The 23,437-nt window shown below is 52.3% G+C and carries 15 protein-coding genes; 7 read left to right on the forward strand and 8 right to left on the reverse strand.

Annotation, left to right across the window (positions count from 1 at the left end; translation table 11 throughout):
• Positions 1–250 precede the first annotated feature (250 nt).
• The 3 genes from katG to P2W70_RS32520 all read right to left on the reverse strand — a co-directional run bounded on the left by katG (position 251) and on the right by P2W70_RS32520 (position 3,736).
• On the reverse strand, positions 251–2,527 hold the full coding sequence (gene katG, locus P2W70_RS32510; RefSeq protein WP_276485786.1) for a catalase/peroxidase HPI: 2,277 nt from the start codon (positions 2,525–2,527) through the stop codon (positions 251–253).
• A gap of 191 nt (positions 2,528–2,718) precedes the next feature.
• On the reverse strand, positions 2,719–3,258 hold the full coding sequence (locus tag P2W70_RS32515) for a DsbA family protein (RefSeq protein WP_276485787.1): 540 nt from the start codon (positions 3,256–3,258) through the stop codon (positions 2,719–2,721).
• Positions 3,251–3,736, reverse strand: a complete 486-nt coding sequence (locus P2W70_RS32520) for a redoxin domain-containing protein (protein ID WP_276485788.1) — start codon at positions 3,734–3,736, stop codon at positions 3,251–3,253. The genes P2W70_RS32515 and P2W70_RS32520 overlap by 8 nt, the downstream gene beginning before the upstream one ends.
• 368 nt (positions 3,737–4,104) lie before the next feature.
• Here P2W70_RS32520 and P2W70_RS32525 point away from each other — a divergent pair, with 368 nt between their 5' ends.
• On the forward strand, positions 4,105–5,397 hold the full coding sequence (locus P2W70_RS32525) for a sugar MFS transporter (protein ID WP_276485789.1): 1,293 nt from the start codon (positions 4,105–4,107) through the stop codon (positions 5,395–5,397).
• A gap of 46 nt (positions 5,398–5,443) precedes the next feature.
• Here the strand turns inward: P2W70_RS32525 and P2W70_RS32530 are convergent, their stop codons facing one another.
• Positions 5,444–6,451, reverse strand: coding sequence for a bestrophin family protein (locus tag P2W70_RS32530; protein WP_276485790.1), 1,008 nt, complete (start codon positions 6,449–6,451; stop codon positions 5,444–5,446).
• Positions 6,452–6,719: 268 nt separating this feature from the next.
• On the opposite strand from P2W70_RS32530, the gene P2W70_RS32535 reads away from it, so the two are divergent.
• The 4 genes from P2W70_RS32535 (at position 6,720) to P2W70_RS32550 (ending at position 9,990) form a co-directional block, all read left to right on the forward strand.
• Positions 6,720–7,247, forward strand: a complete 528-nt coding sequence (locus P2W70_RS32535; RefSeq protein ID WP_276485791.1) for a hypothetical protein — start codon at positions 6,720–6,722, stop codon at positions 7,245–7,247.
• 461 nt (positions 7,248–7,708) lie between these two features.
• A complete protein-coding gene (locus tag P2W70_RS32540) occupies positions 7,709–8,398 on the forward strand; it encodes a BclA C-terminal domain-containing protein (protein ID WP_276485792.1) in 690 nt (229 codons plus the stop codon).
• 50 nt (positions 8,399–8,448) lie between these two features.
• Complete coding sequence (locus tag P2W70_RS32545) at positions 8,449–9,402, forward strand: T9SS type A sorting domain-containing protein (RefSeq protein WP_276485793.1); 954 nt, start codon at positions 8,449–8,451, stop codon at positions 9,400–9,402.
• A gap of 180 nt (positions 9,403–9,582) precedes the next feature.
• Positions 9,583–9,990, forward strand: a complete 408-nt coding sequence (locus P2W70_RS32550) for a c-type cytochrome (protein ID WP_276485794.1) — start codon at positions 9,583–9,585, stop codon at positions 9,988–9,990.
• A gap of 74 nt (positions 9,991–10,064) precedes the next feature.
• On the opposite strand, the gene P2W70_RS32555 is transcribed toward P2W70_RS32550, so the two are convergent.
• The 4 genes from P2W70_RS32555 to P2W70_RS32570 all read right to left on the reverse strand — a co-directional run bounded on the left by P2W70_RS32555 (position 10,065) and on the right by P2W70_RS32570 (position 19,406).
• Positions 10,065–11,981 (reverse strand): ulvan lysase-like protein, encoded by a 1,917-nt coding sequence (locus tag P2W70_RS32555; protein WP_276485795.1) that lies wholly within the window; start codon positions 11,979–11,981, stop codon positions 10,065–10,067.
• Between the two features lie 115 nt (positions 11,982–12,096).
• Positions 12,097–14,496 carry a carbohydrate-binding protein gene (locus P2W70_RS32560; RefSeq protein WP_276485796.1) on the reverse strand — a complete coding sequence of 800 codons (2,400 nt, stop codon included), beginning with the start codon at positions 14,494–14,496 and terminating at the stop codon, positions 12,097–12,099.
• Positions 14,497–14,745: 249 nt separating this feature from the next.
• Positions 14,746–16,278, reverse strand: coding sequence for a RagB/SusD family nutrient uptake outer membrane protein (locus P2W70_RS32565; RefSeq protein WP_276485797.1), 1,533 nt, complete (start codon positions 16,276–16,278; stop codon positions 14,746–14,748).
• A 20-nt stretch (positions 16,279–16,298) separates the two neighbouring features.
• Entirely contained in the window at positions 16,299–19,406 is a 3,108-nt protein-coding gene (locus P2W70_RS32570; protein WP_276485798.1) for a SusC/RagA family TonB-linked outer membrane protein, read from the reverse strand.
• A 216-nt stretch (positions 19,407–19,622) separates the two neighbouring features.
• Here P2W70_RS32570 and P2W70_RS32575 point away from each other — a divergent pair, with 216 nt between their 5' ends.
• Both P2W70_RS32575 and P2W70_RS32580 read left to right on the forward strand, forming a co-directional pair.
• Positions 19,623–22,577, forward strand: a complete 2,955-nt coding sequence (locus tag P2W70_RS32575) for a ligand-binding sensor domain-containing protein (protein WP_276485799.1) — start codon at positions 19,623–19,625, stop codon at positions 22,575–22,577.
• Between the two features lie 264 nt (positions 22,578–22,841).
• The gene (locus P2W70_RS32580) at positions 22,842–23,405 is read left to right on the forward strand and encodes a peroxiredoxin (protein WP_276485800.1); all 564 of its coding nucleotides are present in this window, start codon (positions 22,842–22,844) and stop codon (positions 23,403–23,405) included.
• The last annotated feature ends 32 nt before the right edge of the window (positions 23,406–23,437 follow it).

Genomic DNA, 23,437 nt, shown 5'->3' on the forward strand with positions numbered 1-23,437 from the left:
AGAATTGTTGTGTACAGTCGTTGATGTACACCAAAGCAATATCTGAGAAATACCACTTTGGCTATCCAAACAAAATTAAGGCGTGATAAAAATCGACATGGTGTCTATATTACCCAGTAAAAGACAGAATTTAACCGGTATTGTCTTTTAGTGACCATCCTACACTATATATTCCATTTTCTTTCCAGATTAAATAGCAAAGGCCTCCGCTTTGCAGCAGAGGCCTTCTATACTATAGTCTTTCCGGAATTTATTGCAGATCGAACCGATCCAGGTTCATCACTTTGGTCCAGGCGGCTACAAAGTCCTGCACAAATTTACCTTGTGCATCACCACTACCATATACTTCTGCTACAGCACGCAACTCGGAGTTGGAGCCAAAGACCAGATCGGCGCGGGTGGCGGTCCATTTGGGTTGACCACTGGCGCGGTCGCTGCCGATATATACTTCCCGGTCTTCCGATACGGCCTTCCAGGCCGTGTTCATATCGAGCAGGTTGATGAAGAAGTCATTGGTCAGTTGACCGGCGCGCTGTGTAAACACACCGTTTTTGGAACCATCCTGGTTGGTATCCAGTACCCGCAATCCACCCACCAGTACCGTCAATTCAGGTGCAGTCAGTGTCAGCAAATGCGCCCGGTCGATCAGCAAGGCTTCGGTTGCTACCGGAACGCGGGTTCTGCGGTAATTGCGGAAGCCATCTGCTTTGGGTTCGAGGTATCCTACGGATTCTACATCCGTTTGCTCCTGTGTAGCATCCATACGGCCGGCCCTGAAGGGTACTTTAATATCGTGTCCGGCATCTTTCGCTGCTTTTTCGACAGCGGCGCTGCCGGCCAGTACGATCAGATCCGCGAGGGATATCTTTTTACCATTCGTCGCCGATCCATTGAAAGCTGACTGGATGCTTTCCAGTTTGGCCAGCACCTGGTGCAATTGTACGGGGTTGTTGACAGCCCAGTCTTTTTGCGGTGCCAGGCGAATGCGGGCTCCATTGGCCCCACCCCGCTTGTCGGACCCACGGAAAGTGGACGCAGACGCCCAGGCCGTGGAGACGAGTTGTCCTACGGTGAGTCCAGACGCCAACACGGTTGCTTTCAAGGATGCGATGTCGTTGTCATCGACGAGCGGATGATTTACTGCCGGAATGGGATCCTGCCACAACAGTACTTCCTCCGGCACATCTGCCCCCAGGTAGCGGGCACGCGGCCCCATATCACGGTGCGTGAGTTTGAACCAGGCGCGGGCAAAGGCGTCGGCGAAGGCATCGGGGTTTTCCAGGAAATGACGTGATATCTTTTCATAAGCCGGGTCGAAACGCAGCGACAGGTCTGTCGTGAGCATCGTCGGCTTGTGTTTTTTGTTGGTATCATATGCATCCGGTATGATCCCTTCGGCGTCTTTGGCTACCCACTGATGCGCACCAGCAGGGCTCTTGGTCAACTCCCACTCAAACCCAAAGAGGTTTTCGAAAAAGTTATTGCTCCATTGCGTCGGAGTTTTGGTCCAGATCACTTCGAGACCACTGGTAATGGTATCAGCGCCGCTGCCGGAACCAAAGCTGTTGTGCCAGCCCAGGCCCTGTGCATCAAGATCGGACGCTTCGGGTTCTTTACCCACGTTGTCGGCGGAAGCAGCTCCGTGCGTTTTACCAAAACTATGACCACCCGCGATGAGGGCTACGGTCTCTTCATCGTTCATTGCCATGCGGCCGAAGGTATCACGGATATCTTTGGCAGCGGCGATCGGATCGGGATTGCCATCGGGGCCTTCCGGGTTGACGTAGATGAGGCCCATCTGTACGGCCGCCAGTGGCTTCTCGAGGTTACGACCGTGGATATGACCATCCGCATCGTCGTCGGAGACCAATACGCCATGATCTTCTACCACGCCGTGCGAACCGTTGGCGTAACGTACATCACCACCGAGCCAGGTGGTTTCTGAACCCCAGTATACATCTTCATCGGGCTCCCATACATCGGGCCGGCCACCAGCAAATCCGAAGGTCTTGAAACCCATGGATTCGAGGGCGATATTGCCGGTGAGGATCAGCAGATCGGCCCAGGATAATTTATTACCGTATTTCTGTTTGATGGGCCATAGCAACCTGCGTGCCTTATCGAGGCTCACATTGTCGGGCCAGCTATTGAGTGGTGCAAAACGTTGCTGTCCGGCACCACCACCACCGCGGCCATCAGTAACCCGGTAGGTACCGGCACTGTGCCAGGCCATGCGGATAAACAAGGGACCATAGTGACCAAAGTCGGCGGGCCACCAATCCTGCGAGTCGGTCATGAGTGCGTGCAGGTCTTTTTTCACGGCCTCCAGGTCGAGGCTTTTGAAAGCTGCTGCATAATTAAAATCATCTCCCATCGGATTGGATTTCTCCGAATGCTGCCGAAGAATGCTCACCTTTAGCTGGTTGGGCCACCAGTCGCGGTTGCGGGTTCCACCGCCGGCCACGTTGTGCTTCATACTGCCATTGTGAAAAGGGCACTTGCTGATGTCGTTAGATGCTGCTCCCATTGTTTAATAAGATTTTGATATGCAATGATTACTTGAGTAGACTATGTTTATTCCGGACCGGTCAAAAGTAGGCTTTTGACCAAATAAACGCTATCGATTAATTCTATCCTTCAATAGTTTAATCCTATCACGCATCATGCCAAGTATCCAATGCTCAACAACGACGGGATTGGCGGCTGTGCCCCTTTTTGCTAGTGCGTATGTGTGTGCTGCACTTTGGCATGCAGTGCGGCCTGCAGGGAATCGTAGTCGTAACTGCCGTTGTACTTGTCGCCATTGATGAAGAACGAAGGTGTTCCATTGACACCACTGCGGATACCACTTTCAAAATCCTCATTCACCATATCTTCCAGGTCCTGGTCCTGTATATCGTTGCGGAATTGTTCCAGGTCCAACCCCACATTTTTCGCCAGCAGGAACAGCAACTCTGGGCTCAGGGTTTTCTGGTGCTCAAAGATCGCATCATGCATTTCCCAGTATTTGTTTTGCCGGGCGGCCGCTTCTGCCGCTACCGCAGCCGGGAAGGCCATGGGATGTGCGTTCGACAAAGGAAAATTACGGAATACAAATTTCAACTTATCCCCCCAATGCGTTACGATTTGTTTAACGATTGGAAAGGCGGCTCCGCAATGGGGGCATTGGTAATCGCCATATTCAACGAGGGTCAGGGCGGCATTGGCGGCGCCTTCAAAATGGTCGCCCTGGTGTACGGGCGGGTTAAGCTTAGACATGGGCTGTAGTTTTTTGTTTGTTATCGGACAATGATTCCAGGGCATCGAGAATGCCATCGGCTCCGGGATTAACGGCCGTGGGTGATAGATAGCTCCACTGTATGGTGCCCTGCTCATCGATGACGAAGAGCGCGCGCTCACATTGTCCTTCCTGCTCGTTGTATACGCCATAGGCCTGGGCGATAGCACCCTTGGGCTGGAAGTCGGCGAGGAGGGGGAAATGCAGGGTTCGTTCCTGCGCATAAGCCATATGACACCATTTGCTGTCGACAGAGATACCTACCAGTTCGGCATTGTATTTCCGGAAATACTTGAGCATTTCATTGTACAGCGACATCTGGTCGCCGCACACCGGGCTGAAGTCGGCCGGGTAAAACGCCAGGATCACTCTTTTGCCCTGGAGGTCTTTTAACTTTAATCGTTGGTCGGGCGTAGCGAACAGATCGAACGCCGGTGCCTGTTGTCCTTTTTCTAACATAATATGGAGGTTAATACATTGAGTTGGGCTATAGACCCTCCTTTTTGCAGCAAAAATGTGACCACCCGGCAGCGATTATTTCATTTGTACAAGAGGGTCCATAATATCGACAACAGCCTTTCTACAAGCGACGCCATCCAGCGCCAGGTTGGCATTTTCTTTCTGCCCGTTTGTTGTTCGTCAGCCGACTTTCTTCCCCAAAAAATGCCTGCCTGGCACGGTTTGTCCGGGTGCCTGGTCGGCCAGGCTGCGGGTATATTCGGGCTGGTTAGTGGCTGCATTTTCGCGCAAACGGTTGCCCTCGCTCTCCTACCCTGCCTTAATTAACTTATCGTTATCTTCATCGACAACCGACTTAAACTACATCAATGACAAAAGCTGCTGGCAACCGGAATGCGATGATCATGATCGGCATTCTCTTTTTCGTATTTGGCTTTGTAACCTGGCTGAATGGTACGCTGATCCCCTTCCTCAAGCTGGTGTGCCAGTTGGAGACCGATACGGAAGCGTTTTTCGTGACGACTGCCTTTTACCTGGCTTACTTCTTTCTGGCGATCCCTTCGGCCAGGATCCTGCAGTCGACCGGGTTCAAGAACGGTATGGCCCTGGGACTCGTCGTCATGGCCGCTGGTTCACTCCTCTTTCTGCCTGCCGCTGATAGCAGGAGTTTTGCCCTTTTCCTGACCGGCCTTTTTGTGCAGGGTATGGGACTGGCCTTGTTACAAACTGCCTCCAATCCCTATATCAGTATCCTGGGGCCTATCGATAGTGCGGCACAACGGATCAGCATTATGGGTATCTGTAATAAAACGGCGGGCGCCATCAGTCCCCTGATACTGGGGGCGCTGGTATTGAAGAATGCCAGTTCGCTGGAGAAGGACATTGCCGCAGCTACCGATCCTGCGGCGAAAGAAGCGCTGCTGAATCAACTCGCCGGGCGCATACACACGCCTTATATCATCATGGCGGTCGTGTTGATTGTACTGGCCCTGGTCGTGAAACGCAGTAACCTGCCCTCCATTAAGACGGAAGAAATGGATACGGCTGGTGCAATGGAAGGCGCTGGTAAAACCATCTGGCAGTTCCCCCACCTGTGGCTGGGCGTCATTTGTTTGTTCCTGTATGTGGGTGTAGAAGTGATGGCCGGAGACGCCATCGGTATGTTTGGCAAGAGCAGTGGCATCGGCCTCGAGGAAACACGGTATTTCACCACCTTCACCCTGATTGCCATGCTCGTGGGGTATGTAATTGGCATCTTTACGATTCCTCAACTGATCAGTCAGCAAAAAGCGTTGAAAATATCGGCGATCACGGGTATGCTCTTCAGCCTCGGCATCTATTTCTCCAGCGGTTATGTGGCCATCGCCTTCATTGCCCTGCTTGGCTTGTCGAATGCCCTGATGTGGCCAGCTATTTTCCCCCTGGCCATTAAGGGATTGGGGCGGCATACGCAGATGGGATCGGCCCTGTTGGTCATGGGTATTGTTGGGGGCGCTATCGTACCGCCATTGTATGGCTGGTTGTCGGCACCCGGCCGGTTATCACACAATGCAGCATTTATGATCTGCACCCTCCCCTGCTATCTCTACATCTGTTACTACGCGATCAAAGGCCATAAGGCCGGCAGTAGCCAACTGACCGGTTCACCCGCGATCTCCTGATACTTTACCAAGAGAGCAGCTTCCCGCTGCTCTCTTTTTTTTAAGTCTACATCAGAATATTATTGACCGGCGTTACGGCTGGCGGTAAATGGGTATCATCGAGCATTTCCTTCAGGTCGGTTTCAATCATCTTACTGAGTTGCGTGATGGGTACATCGTTGGCGCTTCCTTCAAAGGGATTGACAGAAGCCTCTCCCACCGCATCGAGAGTCATAAATGCCCACCCCACAACCGAGGCAAACGGAATGATGAAATAAATGGTCCACCCGGCGAGTACGGTGCCATCACCCAGGTGCTGAAACTCTTTCAGCAATCCAAAGGGCAACAGGATCACGAAGAGGTATAAGAGATAAGTAGTAATGGACGAGAAATTACGTGGATACGGAAAGTTCTTGATGCGCTCAGCCCTTCCCTGTTGCTCGTAAAATCCATCTATGCTGCGTTGCAATTGCATTTGTTGAAAATCAGAGATCACTCCTTGCCGGTGCAGGTCGTTGATCGTTTTGGACTGCAGGGCGATGGTTTGCGAAGCCCGGTTCTTTTTCCCCAACAAGTATTTCAATTCCTCGTCGTCGAGGTATCCTTGCATGGCTTCTTCCAAAGGCTGGGTGCGCTCGGGAATGGTGTACACATGCGACATGTATTCTTTGTACCGCACTTCATCCATGATTTCCCAGGGTCGTGGTTCCCGCAACTGGTACCGCAGAAAGGTAAGCCAGGCAAAATGCCGGTTAAACAGGAGCCGTGCACGCGGATCATCTTTGCCGCCCAGAAAGTCACGGGCTTTGACGGCAAACGCACGACTGTCGTTGATGATGGCGCCATAGATCTGCCGGGCTTCCCACAGGCGGTTGTAACTGGCATTGTTCTTAAACCCCACGATAAAGGCAACCGCCGTGCCCAGCATCGCTACGGGAAGCCAGGAGATAGCGATAAAGGTAAGTCCTGCACAATACAGTAAGGTAGGTACCAGCGACAATAAAAAGCATTTGTAAATGTCCCTTCGGCTCCACATCACGAATTCACGGATGTTGTAACGTTTCCCGATGTTCATTGCATTAGTTTTATACCCCAAACATACCCAGTTACGGTCTTGTAAAATTATTAATTTGCCGGATAAGGGTATCAATATTCATAATCGCCTCCTACGATACCCGTATACGACCTATCCTACCAACAACAACAGCCCACCCGCCTTTTGCTGGTACACCCCGATTTGAGGCAACCGTAGAATGCTGGCCTCGAAAAGGGGATGATCGTAAGCGATGGATGCGCTGGCATCATTATAGAGCAGTTGTCTTTGTTATCATAAACTACCCGTTATGGCAAATAGCTTATTTGACCGGCAGCACAAGCGTGAGTACTTGCTATGGGGCGCCCTGGCGGGACTGGCTTACTCGATTCCCGTGCTCATTTATCTGGCCCTGGCCAATTATTATTACTCGGCTACGGTGTTTATTGGCTGTATTCTGTTCATGTTTGTCATCCTTACCTATGCCATGCGCTTAACAAAGCGACAGCCGGAATACAAAAGCACGTGGATGATGATCATTGCAGGGCATATGGTGATACTCATCGGTATCATTATATCCGTGCTGGCATCCTTCCTGTTGTGCTTCATTTTTATTCCCGGATTCATGAGTGGACATAGCTCGGATACCTTTTTGCAGGAGTCGCCAGAAGCGGTCAACAGGCACAATGCCAGTACACTGATGATGATCGCCATTACTTCCACCCTGGTCAACTTTGGTGTAGGAGGGGTGATTTCGATTTTGGTATCCTACGCAGTAAAACTGAACCAGACCAAGGACAAAACGCCCATCGTATTAAACAACGAGTCAGCAAAATAGGATGAGCTTCCAGGTTGTTAGTAACGGCATCGCTCATTTCTAACATGATTTTAATGCGCGTGTACCACAAATGATTTTACATTTACACTGTACCACCGCTCCACATTAGTAGCAGCAACTTCTATCCTTTTTAATGTATCCCATTCAGATAAGCCAGTAAATGCTTATCACGTATTCCTTAGCACGCCATTCCATCTTCGCATGAGGTTCTAAGTTTCCCAACCAAACGGTCAGGGCCCGGCCCGGACTGTCACTACATCTTGATTCACACAGGCTGAACTGGCTGTGCTAATAACTGGCACTATCGGGACATGCCTCACATGGCGTATGCTGTTCGCGACTGCACCAGCAGGCAAGCAACTACGAAGCCACGCCTGTGGTCGGCGTTTGCCTTAGGGCAATTGCATTCGCTCTTGTCAACAGGAGTATGATCCTGTATTTAATAACCACATATAGTTACTATGAAAAGAACATCTTACCTATCCATCTTCTTATTGTTTTTTGCCTCCCTCTCGCAGGCACAAGTAGGCATCGGCACCATCCTGCCCAATGCCAGCTCACTACTGGAAGTACAGTCAACTACCAAAGGGGTATTGATACCCCGCATGACCTCCGGGCAACGGACGGCCATTGCTACTCCCGCTGAAGGTTTGATGGTCTTTCAGACCAATGCGCCTGCCGGCTTGTGGATGATCATCAATGGTGTATGGACGCGCTTGGCCAATGCCAACAGCACCGACCTGTACGGGGCTTCGACGGGCTATGCAGCCAACACCAGCGGAACCACCCTCAACCTGGCATTACTGGGTACTGCGCCTGTGCCTTTTCCCAATGCACAAAACCTCGGCTCGAATATCAGCGTCAATCCGGCAGGCACCGTTTTCACCGTGGCAACTGCCGGCCGGTACCGGATCAGTTATGTGGTCAACCTGACTGCAGGCCTTCTGTCACGTACAGAGTTAGTCGTGAATGGAGCCACAGTTGCTGCAGGTAGTTATGCTGCAGCGCTGGCCGTCAACCGGTTTGCTTCGGAAGTGGTGTTGACCTTACCCGCCAACTCGACGGTTCAGCTGAACCTGATCTCGGCATTAAGCCTTTCCTTGCTCAACGGCGGCCCAGGTGCTTATATCACCATTCAACGTGTTGAATAATTGCTGGGCGACAGACAGCACTTTCATTATTCAACTTTAAACGTCAAACAATGCGATACATTACCATCATAACGTGTTGCCTGTTGTACTATGGACCGGCAACAGCACAGGTTGGGGCAGGCACCCTGCACCTGCAGGCAGGTGTCATCTTTTCTGCCGACAGCCTGGTGCTGATCCCTTCTGCGGACATCACCATCACCGGCAACACACTTACCCATAACTACATCACCATTCCCGGCACCCAGGTCGCCACCAACAGTATCGGCCGCGTGTACAACTGGGCTACTAACGTAACCGACTACTCAGGATCTATCGGGATCATTTACAGCGATGCGGAATTGGCTGGCAATCCCGAACTAAGCCTGCAGATCGCTTACAACAACGGCAACTGGACCACTACCTCCACCAGCACGGTGGACCCTGTCGCCAACTATGTTGCCTATACGGGTAATAATCTTTCCTTCAGACAAATCACGGCGACTTCAGCAGGAGTCATTCTGCCGATTGTATATGCAGGCTTCACCGCAGCGCTGCGCGAACAGTATGTGTCGCTGGACTGGAATATGGCCGACATGGAAGACCTGGAAAGTTTCGACGTGGAATACAGTGCCGATGGCAGAAACTGGCAGGCGGCCACCCGTCTACGCCCGGCGCCCGGGCAAACCCGGTTTACCTACGACCACAAGGATCTCAACTTCTCGACCAGGTACTACCGCATTGCCGGTATCGATACCCGGGGTGTTAAAACCTATTCCAGCATTGCGACGGTGCGCAACAGTGGGGCTGGCAATAACCTGCGTATTGTGCGGCAGGGACAAAACACCCTGTTGTACTTCCAGGGCACTGCACCTGCAGCCGTACAGCTATACGATATGAAAGGACAATTGCTGCAAACCCGTACGGTAGTGCAACAGCAGTGCGAGATCAACGGATTACGACCCGGCGCCTATGTTATTTTCTATATTGTCGAAGGGCAGAAGCTGACGCGGAAGATCCAGTTGTAAGCTAGTTGTATGAAAAACCAAGCTCTGAAAACCCTTGGCAGTTAGAAGAACCCCTGTGTTTCGTGCTGGGTACTGTAAAAGGGCGTGTCGACGGACACGCCTTTTTTTGTTGTCTCGACGCATTCCCCCTATATTTATTCCCTGATCGACCAATTCGTTACCATACACAATAACAAATCTATGTTTCGCAAAACAACTTTAATCACCGGTGTGCTGCTGGTAGGTGTTGCCACAACAGCGTGGGTACCCCTACAGGACAAGAAACTGGCGGAAGCCAAGGCACGCGGTAAGCAGCTTTATGAAGAATTGTGCCAGCATTGCCACCTCGCAGATGGCAAAGGCATGCCAGGCGCCATACCGCCACTAGCCAAATCCGATTACCTGAAAAACCTGACCAAGACGATCCATGCGGTGAAGTTTGGCCTGTCTGAACCCACCAAAGTAAATGGGGTGGAATACTCGACCCCGATGCCAGCTGCCAATATCAGCGATGAGGAAGTAGCCGATGTGGTCACTTTTGTGCTGACCAGCTGGGGCAATAAGGGCAAACTGGTCACCGCTGCTGACGTGGCCAAAGTAAAGCAATAGATCATTACAGCAGATAAGATAAGCGGGCTGCCGGTAGGTGGCCCGTTTGTATTTTGCGGTGACTGATCAGCCAGCTACAAGATCTCCAGCGTGACCTCCGTATCCGGTCCTTCCAGGGCAAGCGGAATAGCTTCGAAACCAGGTACAAAGTTGAATACACGCCCCTGCGTGGTGGGCAAAAGCCGAATAGGCCGGGATGCTTTTATTCTGACCCGCACGGCGCCCTTTTCAACAAAAAGGGTGTGGTCATCCTGCACGATCAGGCGTTCGCTGTTTTTCGCAATTAATGGAATGATGATCTGCGGGCGGATGTCTGGGGCCGTTTCATCCCATGTATAGCGGCACTCCAGTTTATCTTTTGTAAAACGGTAGTCGATCCTGGTACGGATGGCTCCGCCAACCGGAGAATCCTGGTGACGATCCACCAATTGTGCCTGGGTGCTCACCCTTACCTCCCGGTTGCTTTGCTGTAGGGAGATACTAGCAGCCTGGTCACTACAATTCAGGTATAATCCATCGGCAGTTTTCCATGCTATACGTGGCGTCAACGGCATCGACAAAGGATCGGTATCCGGCTGCATATTACCTGCTTCAAAAAGCTGGTATTCATTCATACTGGCCGCTAGCAGCGGCCCGGTCTTTTCATGCCACAACATGGTCAATGCCCCGCCTGTAGCATGACCATTCGTCGTTTTCTTGTAATCCTTATCGTATCCCGTCACCGTAGCCCGAAAGCCACCCTGGCTGATGAGCCAGGTCTGTATATCTTCAAATGCCCGTACACCATACACCTCCTCACGCGGCAACCTGATGGCCGATACAGAAACGGCCGGCTTTACCGGTGGCTGATCCAGTATCATTGTCAAAGCTTTGATGTGGCAGAAGGTATGGTGAATACTGACGGGCACCTGGTGCGCTACATAGTGCGGACCACCATACAGCAGTCCGTTATGTGTACAGGCCAGTAGCTGTTCCGCATTCTTCCCCGCCACGCGGGCAAAGCGCGGGTCACGATCGGCCAGCAGGGCGTAAGCGGGCTGGCAACCATCGGAAGTACGGCTACCCCAGTAGGTCCATTTGAAATTGCGGGTACCCCAGCTATTGTCCCAACCTCCATCAGGCAGCATAAATTCCATATGTGCCTGCAAAGAACGGACGACGGGCTCCAGTACAACTTCATCGTTGGTCAACAGTCCGTATTGAACCAGCGAAGGCAAAGATTCCTCCACATTGTAACCCAGGTCTATGGCATAACAACCCTTGGCGCTGGCCTGGTAAAGATCGCCTTCGCCATAGAGCAGTCCGTTCTTTGGGGTGAAGAAACGGATCGCCTGGTGGGCAAACTCCCTTCCTTTCGCCTTATAGGCGGGAATATCCAGTAATTGCCCCAGCAGCGTCAATCCATACGAAGCGGCAACGGGGTAGTTGATGTTGCCATATTCAAGGGAGAAGTTTTTGTATACATAGTCGCCTGCTTTTTTAAGCCTGGCTTTTACTTCAGACACAAAAGCCTGATCGAGTAAGGTGCCGTGGTGGTGCAATGCATCACACAAAGCGATGATGGTAAAGATGGTGGTGCCTTTCCAGGCACCTTTCACTGGTTCATTCAACCAGGAACCATCTTCCTGGCTGACCCTTCTTTCCATCCAGCGGTACAACAACACAGCGCCCTCCACATACCGGTGATCATTTGTTTGCCGGGCAAGGTGCAGAAAGGGATAGATGGCATCCCCTACCCGGCCGTGCACAAGGTGATAACCGGGACACAGTATGCCGCCATAGTTATCGGTTTGCCCGGCATCGGTTACCTGGTGCGACAACAAGGCGGCACCCCAGGTTTGTACCAGTTGCCGGCTCAGGGTATAGAGGTCTGGAGATGATCCTGTCACCAATAAAGGACTATCGGCCAGGGCCTGCCAGCTACCCAATAAACCAATACTGCCGGCAGCAGTGTGCGTGATGAACTTTCTTCTGGAAAATAAAGGATACAAGCAGGGTCGTTTTAAATGGGGTTTAAATATAAGCGCTCCCGGTGGCATCACAAAATACCCGGGTCGTGAGCGACCACGACCCACCGGGAGCGCTTATGCGTTCATCTAGCTGCTATCAATGATGACCGATGACCAGTTTTTTAGTTTGCGGCGCCTGACTGCCGACGGTTACCCGAACCGTGTAGGCCCCTGGCTTCAGCTGCGTCAGCGTAACCGATGACTTCAAAGTTCCCTGGTACACCATCCTGCCGGCGACATCAAAGATGGCCAGCTTACCGGGCCTGGCGGTTTTGATCGTAACAGCACCGGGTGAAGGATTGGGATATACCTGCAAGGCCCACCCTTCGGCTGCCAGCTCTGGCGTCATGAGCGCCGTAACAGGACCATCGCCCCCATTCACGACGGTGCCTACAGATGCCCAGTTGAAGGCTTCCCAACCGCTGATGCTGGCGCGGTTGCAGGTCATGGCTTGTGTGCCGTTTTCTGAACTGACATACAAATTATTGTTGCCCCGCAGGGAGATGGTACCATCTGCATTGACCACCCACACGAAACGCTCCCACCCACCGGCGGTAGCGCGGCTGCAGGTGATGGCAGCGGCTCCGTTCTCAGAAGAAACATATTTACTCATGCTGCGCAACAATATGGTACCACTGCCACCATCCAGTACCGAGAAACGTTCCCAGTCGCCCGCCGTAGCGCGGTTACAGGTCATGGCTTGTGTACCATTCTCGCCCGATACAAACTGGTTATTGATGCCGCGCAACGTAATGACCTGCCCGATCGGTGCAGCCGTGGAGGTATTGGACGTAATGCTGATCCAGTTGAGGTTGAACCCACCGCCTGGAAAAGCAAGTCCGATTTCCTGCTGACCTGCCGGAAGCGTAACGGTGTGCGAAATGGTTTGCCAGGTTTGCCAACCACCGGTGGCCGGCACTGCGATGGTACCCAACACGGCGCCACCTCCAAACCGTTCCAGGCGAATACTACCGCCGCCGGCCTGGCTCGCGATGCGGTACTGTACGGTATAGGTGCCGGCCGTTGGCACATTGATGCGGTAACCCGCCCAATCGCCGGCGTCGATATAACCTATATTCTGGCCGCCACCTGCATCGGTACAGGCTTCCGTCTGCAAACCACTCATGGCGCAATACGCTTCTGCCTGTAGCGTACCGGGTACGGCGTTGTAGTTGCCAGTACAGGTGGTTGAACTCGCTCCGCGGCGCGGATCCACCGCCGCCAGCGGGCCGCCGTTCACCACCGTATTGGCAAATTGTATATTGTTGAGCACACCACTCATGGCCGATACACCATCCGTGAGGTAAGGCGGCCCCACGATACGCCGCAAGGCAGCATTGGCACTGGAACTGGTACGCTTGTACGTCCAGTGGCACCAGCCAATACCTGCAGCATTGAGCTTATCGACATTCTGCCGTAACCAGGCATCGCTATTCTCGCCCGTTTCGCCTACCCATACGGGCACATTCCAGCGGCTGCGAAACTCGGTGAGGTTGATGAGCCGGTTGATCTGGTTGGGGTTGCCATCACGGATATTATCATCTCCCTCCGGTATCCAGTAGCGGTGTGCGTTGTACACCAGGTTACTGCGGTTGGTAAACTTATTGGGCTCCAGCCAATCGTAGTTGTTGCCAAAGCCATTGCCCTCGATCATGATGAGGTGGGTATCGCCCAGGCCACGGATCATGTTGACGAGCCGGTTGGTGAGGTTGAAGATGGCCTGCCCGCCGCCAGGTACATTGTTGGGCTCATTGATCAGGTCCCAGAATGCCACCGTATTGTTGTTGATGTGCCTGCCAACGATGGCCTGCCACAGGCGTACCGTCACATCCTGGAAGATGGACCGGTTCCACAGGTCATTACCCACCAGCGCATCGGAGATATTGGCATCCGAGCCCTGTGCCCCGGGAGCGGCATGCAGATCGACGATCACGTACATACCTCGTGCAGCACACCAGTTGAGGCAGTTCTCGAGCGTACGGAACCCTTCGGTGGTAAAGTCGGTAAATAGCTGGTTGTTGTTGTACCAACCCGTGATGGCGTTTACATAGTTCTGGTAATTGGCCGAGTTGCGCGCCACGGTATTGCGTACCGCCTGTTGCGCCGCCGTCAAAAACAATTCGTAGTGCATGGGAATACGCACACAATTGAAGCCCTGGTCGGCGATCCAGTTGATGTCGGCCTGGGTGATGAACGTGTTGCGCCAGGTTTGGTAAAAGGCTGCTACCTGCGCATCGGTTTGCCCCTGGTTGTAGAGGATACGTTTAAAGGACCATTGGGTGCCACCGCTGTTGGGGTTCATCATATACCCTTCCTGCAACAGCCAACCACCCAGCCCCACTCCCTTGAGCATCACTTCCTGGTTACTCGCATTGACAATTCGTTGACCATCTGCCCGCAACCTCGATAGTTGCGCCTTAGCAGCCTGGCATATGACCAGCATCGTTAGCAGGCCTGTTAGTAGCGGCCTGACCTTGTTTCGTAACTGTACATACATGATGTATTGGTTTTTGGTTAACAAACTAGCCTGAGCGCCGAAGCCGGCAGTCGAATGTGGAGTGTATGCTATCGGTGCGAAGGTGATAATCTGGTAGCGTTGGCTGATAAACAAAGGTGGAAGCATTCGACCTGAAAAGGTAAATGCGTTCCACCTGATAAGTGATTGCTTGCGAAACGCGCAGCGTTATCTATCAATAACGCTAACTGCCTGTATCAAAAGTTAAGAACGGTGCGGCGGTTCAGGAGGTTACTTGGTGCCGCCCCATTCTTTGGTCTGTTCAATCTTGGTGTTCTCCAGTTCAAGGATCGGTATCGGCAGGTATTCGTGCTTGCCTGCTTTAAAACCACGCGGGCCTAATACGGATGGCGCATCCCCCCAGCGTACGAGATCGAGCCAGCGATGGCCTTCACCCGCCAATTCAATCCTTCTCTCCAGCTTCAGGTTGTTGAGCGTGAGGGGTACCCGGTGCAGGTTGTCGCCATACGCCCGATCGCGCACCGCATCGAGCAGTGCTTGTGCACGCGTGAGGTCGCTATTGGTCGACAGCAGGGCTTCCGCCTCGAGCAGGTAGGTATCAGCCAGGCGCATATCATACATATTCTTGGGGAAGTTGAGCTCCATATTACCCGCCCCTGTCCACTTGAAGGATTCACGACCAGCCGTCTTCTCCAGGAAGTAACCGGTATTCATGTATCCTTTCTGGTAAGTGATCTTGCCATCGTCTTCCAGTTGCTTGAGGTTGGCAATGGTAGCGGCGAGCCTGGGATCGTTCTTCATGACATTGAAGAGGTCTTCCGTAACCGGCAGGAAACTCCAGCCCGACACATAATCGGGTGCAGACGCATCCTTGCGATTGTATCCACGTGGCCCCGTCATAATGTTCAGCACATTACCCTCGGTACAGGATACACAACCCCAGCCACCAGCGGAAGTATTGGTGTAAGAGATTTCGAAGATGGATTCAGAATTGAATTCATTGGCGAGCGAGAAAAGACCAGCAAAGCTGGCAAACAGTTTATTGCCATAAGCACCGGTACCGCCGGGTGTACCATTCACTACGGCAAACTCGGCCGCTGCTTCCTTGTATTTCTTTTGCCATAGATATACCTTACCCAATAAAGCCTGGGCTGCAGCCTTGGTAGCCCGGCCGGCCTGGGTGGTCAACGTGAGCGTGGCGGGCAGGTCGGTGAAGGCTTCTTTAATGTCTTTTTCGATCTGTACATATACCTGGTCGGCGGGCACCTGCAATACGTCGTACATCTTTTCGGGCGCTACCGGCTCGGTGATCAGCGGAATGGCCTTGAAGAAACGTACCAGGTCGAAGTAGAAATAGGCCCGCAGGAATTTAGCTTCTGCCGTAAAGCGTTTTTTATTGTTCTCCTCCATCGGCACCTTCACCAGTTTTTGCAAAAGCACATTGGCCCGGAATACGCCTGAGAACCCTTTGGACCACAACTCGCCCTGCGGCCCATTGGAGGGGCTGAGGGTATAGTTGGAGATCACCTGGTAGTTGGCGATGTCGTTGGGACCACCACCACCGGCGTAGTGATCATCCGAGCCGGCGTCCATGGTACCGATCTTGGTAACATAGCCATTGCCCTGCCAGCCCACTACATCATACACGGCCACCAGTCCGTTATAAGCTTCCTGCTCATTGCGGTAATAACCGTCTTCCAGGAACTGGCCTTTGGGATCGGCTTTGAGAAATTCTTTGGAGCAGGACGCTGTCAACAGTCCTGCCACCATCATTACACCATATGTTATTTGAATTGTTTTCATTTGTCTTGCTTTTTGGATGATTATAAGCCAACATTGATACCCAACATGAAAGAACGGGCCTGTGGATAGATGCCCCGGTCGATACTCATGACGCCGCCCCCGATCTCCGGATCGTAGCCCGTATACTGGGTAATGGTGAAGAGATTTTGGCTCATCACGTATACCCGCACGCGGTTAAGTCCAGCCTTGCTGATCATCCCGGCTGGCAAGGTGTAACCCACCTGCAATGTTTTGAGGCGGAAATAACCACCATCTTCCAGGTAGAAGTCGGAAGGGTTGTTGAAGTTCTTATTGGGATCATCCTGGTTAAGGCGTGGATACACATTGGTAGCGCCTTCACCCGTCCAGCGACCGAGTGCCCGGGTTTGCCAGTTGGCATTGCCGATATCGAGGCGACGGAGCCCCTGGAAGATCTTGTTGCCGAAGGCACCCTGTCCGAAGATGACGGCATCGAACCCTTTGTAAGCGAGATTGAAGGTCATACCGTAGGTCCAGGTTGGTGTGGGGTTGCCGATGAATACACGGTCCGCCTCGTCGATGGCTCCATTGCCATCGGTATCCTGCCAGCGGAAATCGCCGGGTTTGGCGTCTGGCTGTATTTTCTTACCGGTCTTATCGGTATGCGCATCCACTTCAGCCTGGTTCTGGAAAATACCCAGCGTCTTCAGGCCAAAGAATTCACCGATTGGCTGTCCGACCTGCGTGCGGGTAATACCACCAAAGTTCATGTTCTGAAAGTTGGCACCACCGGTGAGGTATTTGATGCCATTACCCAGGAAGGTTACTTCGTTCTTCATCCAGGATATGTTGCCATTGGCCGAGAAGGAGAAGTCGCCCATCTTCTTGCGGTAGCCGAGCTCTACTTCAAAACCGGTATTCTTCACACTGCCGATATTGGCAGCAGGGTTACCGATGGCGCCTACATACCCGGGAATGCGGGGATTCTGGAGGATGTCGACGGTCTTTTTATTGAACCACTCTACCGTTACATTGATATCATCGAGTAGCACCGCGTCGAAGCCAATATTGGTGGTGCGGGTCTCTTCCCATTTCAGGTTGGGATTGGAAGGGGCATTGGGGCTGTAACCGGGTGAATAGCTACCCGAGGTACCAATCGTATAGTTACGGCCACTGCCTACGGTGGAGATAAAGGCAAAGTCACCAATATTATCGTTACCTACTGCTCCATAGCCGGCCCGGAACTTCAGGAAGTTGATGCGGCTGTTGGCAGGGAAGAAATTCTCTTTCGAAGCCACCCAACCCAACATGAAGGAAGGAAACACACCATACTGTTTATTGGGACCAAAACGGGAGGAGCCATCCCGGCGTACCAGCGCCTGGAAGAGGTATTTTTCCTGGTAGTCGTAGGTGATACGACCAAAGAGTGAGCTCACCATATGCTCGATGCCTTCCGAACCATCGGTATTGCGCTGGTCGGCCGGCACTTTGAAGTTAAGTGACGCCTCATCGAAGTTATCTGCAGGAATGTTGAAGAAAGTAACACTGGTCATGCGGGCCCTGTTTTCGAGGTAGGCACCCTGACCGGCCAGTACGGTAAAATTATGATCGCCGAATGCCCGCGCGTACGAGATGGTATTCTCCAGGTTGTAATCGAAGCGGCGGTTGTTGGTACGGCGAAAATTCGTTTGCGTAGTGCTGTTGGTCGCATTGAGCCAGAAAACCGGCGTATACGCTTCATCGCCCCAGAAGGCCAGTTTAAGACCAAAGGTCGACTTGATCTTCAGCCCCTTGAGCGGCGATACTTCGGCATACATATTACCCACCACATTGTCGCTCCAGCTATAGTTGCCCAGGCGGGTTTGAATATAGGCCAGCGGGTTGGTCATCTCCTGCCCTACGATGGTAGAGATTCCGTAGGGATTACCATTGGCATCGCGGCGCACGCCTTTGTTGGTATACGGTGCTGCCGCTGCTTTGACAGGATCTGTCTCTACCAGCGGGGTAATGGGATCGAGGTTGATGGCAGCAGAGAGCGGCCCGCCAAACTCGCTGTTGGTGTTGCCGAGACCCACCGATTTGTCATGGGCATAACCAATGTTCTCCCCCAGGCTGAGCCAGGAATTGATCTTATGGGTAGAATTGATGCGCACCGCTATACGCTGGTACTTCGAAATATCGGAGGCTACGATGCCCTCCTGGTCTAGGTAGCCGAGTGACATATAGAAGGTCGATTTGTCGCTGCCGCCACTGATGCTGAGCTCATGGTTCTGCCGGCGGGCGTCTTTGTTGAAGATCACATCCTGCCAATCGGTACCAGCCCCCAAAGAGGAGGGATTGGCAAAGGGCGCTGGCTTGCCCGCATTGACCGCTGCTTCGTTGCGCAGTGTCGCATAGTCGGTAGCATTGAGGAGGTCCAGCTTTTTGGCCGGCGCCGATGTGCCATAAAACCCGTTATAGTTGACACTCACGCGGCCAGCCTTACCTTTCTTGGTGGTTACCAGTATAACGCCGGTGGCTGCCCGCGAACCATAAATGGCCTGGGAGGCCGCATCTTTCAATACTTCAATCGATTCGATATCAGATTGATTCAGGTAACCAATGCCGCCTGCATCTACGACGACCCCATCGATCACCCACAGTGGATTGTTGTTATTGAGCGTAGTGATACCCCGTACCCGTACCGTGGCTGCTGACCCTGGCTGACCGCTGTTGGCAGCAATGGTGATACCGGAAGCCCGGCCCTGCAGCGCATCTTCCACCCGGTTGATGGGCATATTTTCCAGGTCGGATCCCTTCACCCGGGAGATGGCCCCCGTGGTCACGCTTTTTTTCTGGGTACCGTATCCGATCACCACGATATCATCGAGATCGGCGGCCCGGGGCTGAAGGGCAATGGCAGCCGGAACGCTGCCGACGGCGAACTCACGTTCACCATAACCGAGACTTTTAATGATTAATGTTTCACCGTTAGAAGCGGAGATGATAAAGCTACCGTTAGGATCGGTAACGGTACCACGCGTAGTACCTTTTACAGTAATGGAAGCCCCGGCGATGGGCTTACCATCCTGGTCGTTGACCTTACCGGTAACCTGTTGCTGCTGTGCCCATATCGCGGGCGACACCAACAGGCATAGCAAGAGTAATGCACAAGCAATTGTTTTAGTCATACACAAGCAGTTTAAAAACGGAGTGATAAAATGGGATTATCGTCCTCGTTAGTTGGACAGGGGCAAATTAATCTTGACTACCCCTTTTTTGCTGTGTGGGGCGTACGTCATTACTACTACAATTATTTTTAATATGTTGAGCACCAATAGCGCCCATTTACGCCAGCCCTACTACAAACAAATTTTCCCCTATTTTTACCGCAAACGATTGCTTGTATGAGGCTGCTGCTTTTGCTAATCACCTGTGTATCCCTGCTACCCGTTTGTGCGCAGAACACCATCGGCTTTCCGGATATCATCAATTACCCCAAAGAAAGGTATCGCGGTGGCGGCCAGAACTGGGATGTGGCCATCGACCACCGCGGCATGCTGTATTTTGCCAACACGGAAGGGCTACTCACCTACGACGGCCAGTTCTGGAAACTATACCCCATCGCCAATCATACAAGGCTGCGATCAGTAAAGGTGGACAGCCGGGGATATGTCTTTACCGGCGCCCAGGACGAACTCGGCTACTATTTCCCCGATCAAACGGGCACATTGCGCTACCATTCCCTCCGCGCATTGGTACCCAAAAGCAGCGGCACCGTATCGGATGTGTGGGACATCGAGCTACAGGGTGATGCCGTATTCTACCGCCTTTATAATATGATATTGGAGTACCGCGATGGCCGGATCAAGACCTGGCCGGCCCCGCTGGAATGGCGTAAAATGTTCAAAACCAGCAAAGGATTGTATGCCCAGGATAAAAAAGAGGGGTTGATGCAGTTCACCGGCGACAAGTGGATCGTGGTATGCCCCAACAGCCAAATACAGGACAAACTGATCAACAGCCTCCTCGATGCGCCGGATGGATCACTGTTGATCGCCAGCCATAAAAACGGGTTTTATCAATTGAAGGGCAATCAGTTAACCCCCTGGAAAACCCATGCCGACGACGAACTGGCCACCAACCGGATCTACAGCGCCATCTCCCTCAACGAAAATGAAATGGCCGTAGGCACCACCTCCAACGGTTGCTATGTGGTCAATAAGATCAATGGCCGCATCATCCAGCACTTCAGCATGGAGGAAGGACTGCAAAACAACAACGTGCTCAGGCTTTTTGCCGACAGCCGGCAGAATATCTGGCTGGCCCTCGACAATGGCATCGACTTTATCCGCTACAATACCTTTATCAAACAGATCTACCCCGACAAAAAGAATCTACTGACCACCTATGCCGCCCAGGTGTACGATAAGAAATTGTATGTGGGCACTTCGGATGGCCTGTATGTTACCCCTCTCTGCCATTCCAGCGATTTCAGTTTTTCGGGCAACCATTTCACCCAGGTGCCCAACAGCCAGGGACAGGTCTGGAACCTGTCGGTCGTCAACAACCAACTGATGATGGGGCACCATGAGGGAGCTTTTGCCATCAACCAGGATCGGGCGCAGCAACTATCCACCGAAAAGGGTTGTTGGCTGTATCGCCCCTATACGGCACAAGGCTCTTCGTATCAGATGCTGATCGGCGCCTACAATGGTCTGTACGGTGTGCCAGGAAGCACCGGGGGATTCGTGGCGCCCGCCTATTTTGAAGGACTGCGGGAATCGCTGCGCTTCCTGGCCATCGATAACGAAGATTCGATCTGGTCGTCGCACCCTTATCGCGGTGTCTACAAACTTAGCCTGGCACACAATCAATTGCACTATACACTGTTTACCAGTAAAGATGGCCTTCCTTCCGACTACGACAACTTTGTGTACCGCATCCGCAACCGGATCGTTGTAGCGACACGTCAGGGTATCTATGAATTCAATGCGGGCACACGACGCTTTGAAAAAAGCAGCCTGCTGTATGAAGTATTTGGCGACATGCCGGTGCAGTTTCTTACAGAGGATGCCAATGGCAATATCTGGTTTACCTCCAACAGAACGCCGGGCATCGTCGATTTTCACAAGCCTTCAGAAAAGCATTCTTACTCCATTATCTCTTTTCCCGAGCTGCAGCAAAAGATCGTCAATGGGTTTGAGTTCATCTATCCGTATGATGATGAAAACATCTTCATGGCGGCAGAAAAGGGCTTGTACCACATCAACTACCGCAAGTACATTCAATCGGCCAGCGGTCCTGCCGTCTCCATTGGTGCGGTACGCACCATGGGTAAATCCGACAGCCTGCTGTTTGGTGGTTATTTCAGCAATGGCGTATCCCTGCAGCGGCAACAAGCCAAAGAGCAGGAAGCCCGGCTGCCACATGGATTCAATGATTATCATTTTGAATATGCCTCGCCTGCGCTGGACCAGGGTAGTAATGTAGAATACAGCTACCGCCTCACCGGCTTCAATGACAACTGGAGCGAATGGACCCCTAAAACGGAAAAAGAATACACCAACCTCCCCTACGGCCACTATGTGTTTGCCGTAAAGGCCCGCAACAACCTGGGCATCGAATCGGCCGAGACACATTATAGCTTCACGATTTTACCAGCCTTTTACCAGACCACCCTGGCCAAGTCGCTGTATGTGCTGGTGTTTATCGGTCTGCTTTACTGGCTTTACCGCCGTCAACAGCAAAAGTTTGTGAAACAGCAGCGGGAGTACCAGCAAAAGCAGGAACACCTGATCTCCCTGCACCAACTGGACCTGGAGCGCAATGAGAACGAACTGATCAAAGTGCAGAACGATAAACTGGCTTCGGATGTCAACTTCAAGAACCGCGAGCTGGCGTCTGTCACCATGCACCTGGTAGACCGTGGCCGGGTACTGTCGAACATCAAGGAAGTGTTGAATACCACCATCAAAAAACTGGAACCTACCGTCAACCAGGATCATTTTAAACGGGTAATGCGCCTGTTTGAGGAAGCCGAAAACAACGAAGAGGACTGGGAGCATTTCTCCCACCATTTCGATGAAGTGCACAGCAATTTCCTGGCACGGGTGAAAAAGCAATTTCCATCGCTTACCACCACCGATCTTAAATTGTGTGCGTACCTGCACATCGACCTTACCTCGAAAGAGATCGCACAATTGCTGGGGATTTCGGTGCGGGGGGTGGAAACCAGCCGTTATCGGCTGCGGAAGAAGTTGGGTATTCCCGGAGAAGTATCGCTGAATGCTTACCTGCTGGAAGCCATCGACAACCCCGACCAGCTGCGGCAACCGCGTGCACCGATGGCGGAGGCCTAAAAAAACTGGTGGCCATTGGTTATCCAACAAGTTTTTCCGGTAGACTACCGGAACAGTCGACTTGTACTATTCGCCGTAAGCTGCGCCCATGGTGCGATGGCCGCGATATAGATATTATCTATTGATTAATAGAAAAGGGTGATTGGCCTCTATAAGCATAACTCCTACATTTGCACCACTTTATTATCTCACACGATTAGCCTGCCTGCGAAAAGTTACGCATCCTTTTTATTTATTGTTTCGTAATTAATCAGCATAATCAATATGTCCAACAAGGTTATTTCCATTGGCAGCCAGTTTCCTGCCTACAAGAAGAAAGCAGTAGTATCTATCGAGAAAGGAAAAGAGTTCAGCGAATTGACCAACGAGAGCAACAATGGTCAGTGGACCGTGATGTTCTGGTGGCCGAAGGATTTCACTTTTGTATGCCCCACAGAGATTGCCGAGTTCAACAAGAAGCACAGTGAATTCACTGACCGCGACACCGTGCTGATCGGCGCTTCTACCGATTCTGAATTTGTACACGCTGCCTGGAGAAGAGATCACGCCGACCTGCGTGACCTGAAATTCCCCATGCTGGCCGACACGTCCAAATCACTGGCAGAAGAGCTGGGTATCCTGGACAACGAAGAGAAGATCGCTTACCGCGCTACCTTCATTATCGATCCTCAGGGTATCGTTCGTTGGGTAAGTGTGTATGACCTGAATGTAGGTCGCAACGTACAGGAAGTATTGCGCGTGCTGGATGCCCTGCAAACAGACGAGCTGTGCCCCTGCAACTGGAACAAAGGACAGGAAACCCTGACCACCCAGTTGAGCTTGAACTAATAAGTACATTATTGGATGAGGTGAGCCGTAGG

The organism is Paraflavitalea pollutisoli, from assembly GCF_029360705.1.
Lineage (GTDB): Bacteria > Bacteroidota > Bacteroidia > Chitinophagales > Chitinophagaceae > Paraflavitalea > Paraflavitalea pollutisoli.

What these genes read in the sequence shown, in the direction of transcription:
- P2W70_RS32570 (WP_276485798.1), bottom strand. Translation starts at nt 19,406, where the DNA reads ATGACTAAAACAATTGCTTGTGCATTACTCTTGCTATGCCTGTTGGTG.
- katG (WP_276485786.1), bottom strand. Translation starts at nt 2,527, where the DNA reads ATGGGAGCAGCATCTAACGACATCAGCAAGTGCCCTTTTCACAATGGC.
- P2W70_RS32550 (WP_276485794.1), top strand. Translation starts at nt 9,583, where the DNA reads ATGTTTCGCAAAACAACTTTAATCACCGGTGTGCTGCTGGTAGGTGTT.
- P2W70_RS32520 (WP_276485788.1), bottom strand. Translation starts at nt 3,736, where the DNA reads ATGTTAGAAAAAGGACAACAGGCACCGGCGTTCGATCTGTTCGCTACG.
- P2W70_RS32535 (WP_276485791.1), top strand. Translation starts at nt 6,720, where the DNA reads ATGGCAAATAGCTTATTTGACCGGCAGCACAAGCGTGAGTACTTGCTA.
- P2W70_RS32530 (WP_276485790.1), bottom strand. Translation starts at nt 6,451, where the DNA reads ATGAACATCGGGAAACGTTACAACATCCGTGAATTCGTGATGTGGAGC.
- P2W70_RS32525 (WP_276485789.1), top strand. Translation starts at nt 4,105, where the DNA reads ATGACAAAAGCTGCTGGCAACCGGAATGCGATGATCATGATCGGCATT.
- P2W70_RS32540 (WP_276485792.1), top strand. Translation starts at nt 7,709, where the DNA reads ATGAAAAGAACATCTTACCTATCCATCTTCTTATTGTTTTTTGCCTCC.
- P2W70_RS32580 (WP_276485800.1), top strand. Translation starts at nt 22,842, where the DNA reads ATGTCCAACAAGGTTATTTCCATTGGCAGCCAGTTTCCTGCCTACAAG.
- P2W70_RS32515 (WP_276485787.1), bottom strand. Translation starts at nt 3,258, where the DNA reads ATGTCTAAGCTTAACCCGCCCGTACACCAGGGCGACCATTTTGAAGGC.
- P2W70_RS32565 (WP_276485797.1), bottom strand. Translation starts at nt 16,278, where the DNA reads ATGAAAACAATTCAAATAACATATGGTGTAATGATGGTGGCAGGACTG.
- P2W70_RS32545 (WP_276485793.1), top strand. Translation starts at nt 8,449, where the DNA reads ATGCGATACATTACCATCATAACGTGTTGCCTGTTGTACTATGGACCG.
- P2W70_RS32560 (WP_276485796.1), bottom strand. Translation starts at nt 14,496, where the DNA reads ATGTATGTACAGTTACGAAACAAGGTCAGGCCGCTACTAACAGGCCTG.
- P2W70_RS32575 (WP_276485799.1), top strand. Translation starts at nt 19,623, where the DNA reads ATGAGGCTGCTGCTTTTGCTAATCACCTGTGTATCCCTGCTACCCGTT.